This is a genomic window from Pseudomonadales bacterium, from assembly GCA_013215025.1.
GTDB lineage: Bacteria > Pseudomonadota > Gammaproteobacteria > Pseudomonadales > DT-91 > DT-91.
Genome location: JABSRR010000182.1, coordinates 1 through 5,429, shown reverse-complemented (window position 1 = coordinate 5,429; position 5,429 = coordinate 1). Strand labels below are relative to the sequence as shown.

Below are 5,429 nucleotides of genomic sequence, written 5' to 3'. Positions count from 1 at the left end.
ATGTGTTTTTGTCATACTGCATTAATTCTACTGGGACTCCATTAACTTCTATGAACGCAACTGTTAAACCGTCACTGGGTGAATTTGGTTGAATGATTATCTTTTGCCCTTTTAATGCATCGTCTAAATCACTTACTTCAAAAGCGACATGAGGCACAGATTTAACAAGCTCTGGATAAGGTGCATCTTTCCAGTACCTTTGCCACTGAATACCAAAGGGATTGTTTTCATGATCAGATACCGTCATTTTTAAATGAGGCAAATCAATTTCACCCTCAAATTTTTCTAGTGTTGGTATGCCTACATGATTAAATTTCATTGGAATTCTTTTTAAATCTGAGTGATAGCTAAGGGGCCAGAAGCCGACATTGCTGTGTACGGCAAATGCCACCCCTAAATTCCACAAGAAGTTTTACTCCCGCTCCATTTTACTGAACGAGCGCGCATCTTTTTCATATGCGAGGAATAGAGCTGGTTGGACCCAGTTCTAACTGGGCGCTCCATACCAACTAGAAGTCTTCGAACTGAGTTACGAGAGGTCCAAGCCATTTTCAATAAGTAGGTCACGGTATACGCTGTTTCCACGGCGAGCTGTATGTCTACTCTACATTCAAAGCCTTCCGCGGTAGCAGGTACTTTTCGAAGATTCGAAACGGGTAGATATCGAGTCTTGAGGGGGTGAAGCCTTTATCGATACTCTCGAAATCGCCATTGAAAAGTACCACATAGTGCTCGCCCTCAAAGACTGGCACCAATGTCTCCCTATAGTGACCTAAACTATCATCGGGACTTCGATTGAGTAAGGCTGTAAATGCACGCACACTACTAGTGCCGTTTGATAGAAGCTCTTGTGATACCGCTATTTCTAGTTCTCGATAGGCGAGTGCTGGCGTTTCGTGGTCCGTGCTCAAGAGGTCAGACATTTTGTGCGTCCAAACTTTGTACGCGTCAACGTCATCTGCAAGGTCAGAATCTGACGTAGGTGGAACGTATGCTCGGCTCAACAGATAAAGCGTATCTTTAACAACAGCTTCGCGTTCGGACCCGTAAAGTAACTCGAGAGGTACGAATCTAACCCGCGTCGAAATCCTACCTTCCCAAGATTCATCGGATAGAAGGAAGTTAGGCGCGTCTACAGCAACGACAAAAGAGCCTTTTAGGGCATTCGTGTAGGTGCGTGTCGCAAGTTGAGAATCGTCAATCCGGTCTCGGTATTGCACATAGCAGATTCCTTCTTTGACAGCACAGACGCCCCCTTCTGTTGCTGATCCTAACTCTGCGGACATCGCTAATATGAGTGCGATAAATTTGGTTCTCACAAAGATCTCTGTCATGGTCTGGCCTCAATAAGTAATGCAGACATAGAGCTCTACAAGGTGCGCATCTCACCCTAAGCGCTTCGAGCACTCGCGATAGCTCAGTGGTGCCGAGCGGTTCATCACAAACGAACTTGGCTATTCATACTGGTGCCATTTGGCATTCAAGATCGTCATCAACCGCTTAATCGCCCTCTTCAGCTGACAATTTCAATAACTCTTGGTAATGAGCGGCTTCGTATACGTTAAAGCTCGCTACCGTTAGAAGGCGTTCGCTGTCATTAGGGTTAGTGAAGAGGAAAAGAACGTACTCCTTACCACCAACTATGGGAACTAGAGTATCCCGGACAACATCTGGGTAGCGGTCGAATACAACAACATTGGTGACAAGTGGGTTGCGCAAACAAGGATCCTGCAGAATTTGCAGCGATCTCTCCCTCTGCACATCGTCATGAGCCTTTAAACTGCTAGTGTCGATGTCTACCTGCTCGAGCATGCTTGCGCTATCGAAACCTTCGGGACAAATATCTAACAAATTGGCACCCTCTGGGGCATACCTCTTGACTGAAAAATTTAGCTCCCCGAAATCGAGCTCTATTTCATTCCGTAGAAATTCCCGAGGGTAGAAAACCACATCAATGTACACGCTATCTGGTTTACCCTCGCGACGCGAGCGAAACACTCTTTCAGAGTCAAGAATCACGAACTCACCTACGGCAACAGCAACTGAGGCCTCCATCGACAGTGCTAGAACGTCAACTGTCGCTCTAGAAAGCTCTGTCTGCGTACAGCCAGATTCATCACACACAGTACTTATGAGCGATTCCGTATGGGCGCCCGCAGTCGAGGCCCAGGAACCCAAGAAATGGGCCACGATGAGAAGAACATGAGCTAGGTACCGCTTCATCGATAAGCTAAGGCAGTTAACAACTGCGTTGATGTACTATACAACTGTGCACAGAAAACGCTCTCCATCGTGAGGGGCTGGTAAGGGGCCACTAGCTGCCGCCGGATACAAACCAAAGCATGGGTGAATAAGAGTGGCCGAGCATTCGACATCGAACATATTGCTGATTCAGCGTTCGCTCTCAAGCATCACTTTTCTATAGTTTGATCTACTACTGAAGAATGCTGCCCAGATACAAACGAAGCACAGTGCGGCTGGTATCAGAAAGTCCATTGTGGAACCGTTCGATAACAATCGATTTACTAGGAAGCCAAGCATTGAGGTTGCTACGAGGGGATAGGTAAGCTCGGCTGCTGGCGTCAAACGCTGATCTGACTCGAAAGCCTCGGGATGCTCTCGAAAGTATCGGTAAAGAAGAACGCCGCAGATGGCGTAAGCAGTTCCAAGAACCACAAAGGACTGCGGCCCAAAGTCGAATGCGCCCATGGGATATATGATGAGTGAGGCGCCAACGCAGAACACCAAAAAACTAAGGGAAAAGCCCAGGTACTGCTTCCTTGTCATTGCTGATATCTCCGCAACCAGACAGATAATTTCTAATTAATGAACTATAGCAAAGGAGCTGTCGCCTGCGACGTGAGATTCGTAGAGTCCCATGCAATCTGGCAGTCAGCTAAGGGGCCAATAGCTGACGCTCATGTACTGCCCGAACTAGGCCACGCTGCATAGGCACCCGAGACAAAAATATAGGCAGAGAGACCAAGAATCGGCCCGATCTTCGTCATACGATCAGTGGTAGCTTCAACTCCGGTTGCTACTATCCCTACCAACAGGAAGAGAAACACGCAGGAAACCGCATAACATGAGCCAATGATAAACCCCTTGCTGACGGGATATTCGCGCCGATGGCAGTACCCAGCGACGAAATGCAAACCTAGTATCGCTGCAATAACTAATCCATACTCAAGAACCATAGAGCTGTTGTACTCCTAATCGAAGGCAGTAACGGGGCCAAAACCGGACGTTGACCAAATTGTTTTCTCGACGGCTTTAAAGTCTCATAGATCATATCGCTCCGGCTCAGCGTTATAAAACCGGGGGTTCGCGTTTTTGAGCCACCACCACACCCGTGCTGGCGTGACGCCAGCCAAAGACACCATCGCGCGTTTTCGTGAGCGAATCACCCAGCTTTATAAGCAAGATGCGGGCCCAAGCCCGCATTGGGGCCTACGCAACACGCTGGTGGCATTGGGTGTGCGTAGGTTTACCCGGGACGCAGGTGCTGGTCGAACAGAAAGCCCTCACCGGGGCTACGGACAGAATATCATCCGCACTATGACGATCGGGTTTGGGACAGCATTATTGTTCGAAACACAAAAGTGGGGCTTCAGCGCTACAAGACGCCCTGATCACAGACAAAGCGCGGGCTCTGCCGAAATCACCGATGGATCCATCTTGGGCATCCCACTGTGCGTCGGTGAAATCTTGTGGGCGTGTCCAGTCGTTGCAATTTAGTGTATTGAACTCGCTCTCACCGTTAGGCGCTGTATAGTCCCAGTAGCCAACCTTCACAGTGAAGATGTTGCCCGCTGAATCTTGATTAAGGAAAGTGCCAAGAGCGGGCACGAATTCTCCGTATTCATCATACTCGATCTCAGGACAATTAGGGGCGAGGACAATTTGGGATAGATCAACCTCGCAATTAAAGAGGTCGTCCCAGTCGTTGGCATGGACCGTTCCGTCTGTGCGGACGTACGGGTACTCACTCTGAGCGAATCGATCCGCAACGGAAACGGCGCTATCAGACAACCATGCTTTGTAATTGTCGGGGTTTTGTAAACCGGCGTCTGCCGCACGATTTTGGCAAATCGCGTCTGCACCGGCTAAGCCTCCCAAACTACCGTCTTGAAGGGTGCTCGTAAGGAAAACAACCTTCTTACAGTCGTAATCGACGGCGCAACTCTCACCCGATTCAAGAATGAGGTTACTCTCGCATTGTGTGGTGGATGGGGCCTTAGAAGTACAGCTGCGATCAATGCTCAAAGTACCCAGCTTCAGCGCTACACCTGAGGTATTACTGATTTCCGCCGGGACGATAGGTAGATTAATGACTCCGCCTTCAGGGTTGTCCAGCTCAAGCATACTCGCCAATGCCTGAGGAATGTTCAGGCTGCCCAGTGCGCTCAGGGTTAGACCCGCCCCCAATAACATCACACTCAATAATTTACGCCCCTGCGGGCCGCGCAATGTGCGATAACCTATCACCGCCATCAAGACGCCAAGCGGTATCAACAGCAACGATGGAATCGGCACGGGCACTGCCGGTGCAGAGCTCACTGGCGCAGGTCCATATGTCAGGGTACCGCTTGTTTGCGCGAATGCGACTGAAGAAAGTGTCAGCGATGAAATCGCCGCCCATGCATGTTTGATGCTCATGCTATTGCCCCTGTTTACAGTCTTTTTCTTTGGAGAAAGCTCTGCCTTCAATGCGCCTAATGTTGTAGTGCTTCTATATCTGTTTGAACCCTGAGTTTAACTGACAACGCATTAATACTGAGCCGCGATTCTGCCCAATAATATTAACCAACCAAAGCTTTCTTTTAAATTATGGCGGTTACACACACGGATTTTAGAAGCACGGGGCGCTCATTTTTGAGCGGAGAGGATGTTTGTCTGATGCACACTTCACGTCCGCTTTGTGGACGAAAGCGGACGTTCAACAAACCGTATCAAGATATCTGCAATTAGGCGAAAGCAGCATTTCACCGCTCTGCGGATGGCGAAGCGTGAAACGTTCAAACAGGATACCGCTGCTGGCTTGATTGCGTCTGGACGGAGTAACTAAAGGGAACATCTTCCCAGCCAGCTTTTGCACCGCCATGCAACCCATCAATTCGCGCTGCCACGATACCTCCACCGAACTTGTACCCTTTGTCAGTGATTCGCTTGATAGAAGCGGCCGCAGCCTCCTCTGGTGACATGCCGGTCCGCATCAACTCAACGGTGTGATAAGTTGGTAAAAACCGCATCATCACATCACCGTTTCCCGTTGCTACTGCAGCGCCAACGTCTTGGTCTGCGTAGGCACCTGCTCCAGCGATAGGAGAGTCTCCCACACGCCCTGGTATTTTTAACTCTCGACCATTGGTTGAGCAGCCAACACAGAGATCGCCTCTCGCATCAACCGCAATTGAACCGACCGTATC

General features: G+C 49.3%; 5 protein-coding genes. All 5 read right to left on the bottom strand.

Annotation, left to right across the window (positions count from 1 at the left end; all coding sequences use genetic code 11):
- On the bottom strand, window positions 1-319 hold a 319-nt coding region (locus HRU21_11260), incomplete at its 3' end, for a hypothetical protein (protein NRA42866.1).
- A gap of 280 nt (window positions 320-599) precedes the next feature.
- Window positions 600-923, bottom strand: a complete 324-nt coding sequence (locus tag HRU21_11255) for a hypothetical protein (protein ID NRA42865.1) — start codon at window positions 921-923, stop codon at window positions 600-602.
- Between the two features lie 577 nt (window positions 924-1,500).
- On the bottom strand, window positions 1,501-2,055 hold the full coding sequence (locus HRU21_11250; protein NRA42864.1) for a hypothetical protein: 555 nt from the start codon (window positions 2,053-2,055) through the stop codon (window positions 1,501-1,503).
- Window positions 2,056-3,582: 1,527 nt separating this feature from the next.
- Window positions 3,583-4,659, bottom strand: a complete 1,077-nt coding sequence (locus tag HRU21_11245; GenBank protein NRA42863.1) for a midcut-by-XrtH protein — start codon at window positions 4,657-4,659, stop codon at window positions 3,583-3,585.
- A 359-nt stretch (window positions 4,660-5,018) separates the two neighbouring features.
- A partial coding sequence (locus HRU21_11240; protein NRA42862.1) for an isoaspartyl peptidase/L-asparaginase occupies window positions 5,019-5,429 on the bottom strand: 411 nt, incomplete at its 5' end.

Bases quoted from the DNA above. Each gene is read 5' to 3' on its own strand.
- HRU21_11250 (NRA42864.1), bottom strand. From the start codon at position 2,055: ATGGAGGCCTCAGTTGCTGTTGCCGTAGGTGAGTTCGTGATTCTTGAC.
- HRU21_11255 (NRA42865.1), bottom strand. From the start codon at position 923: ATGTCTGACCTCTTGAGCACGGACCACGAAACGCCAGCACTCGCCTAT.
- HRU21_11245 (NRA42863.1), bottom strand. From the start codon at position 4,659: ATGAGCATCAAACATGCATGGGCGGCGATTTCATCGCTGACACTTTCT.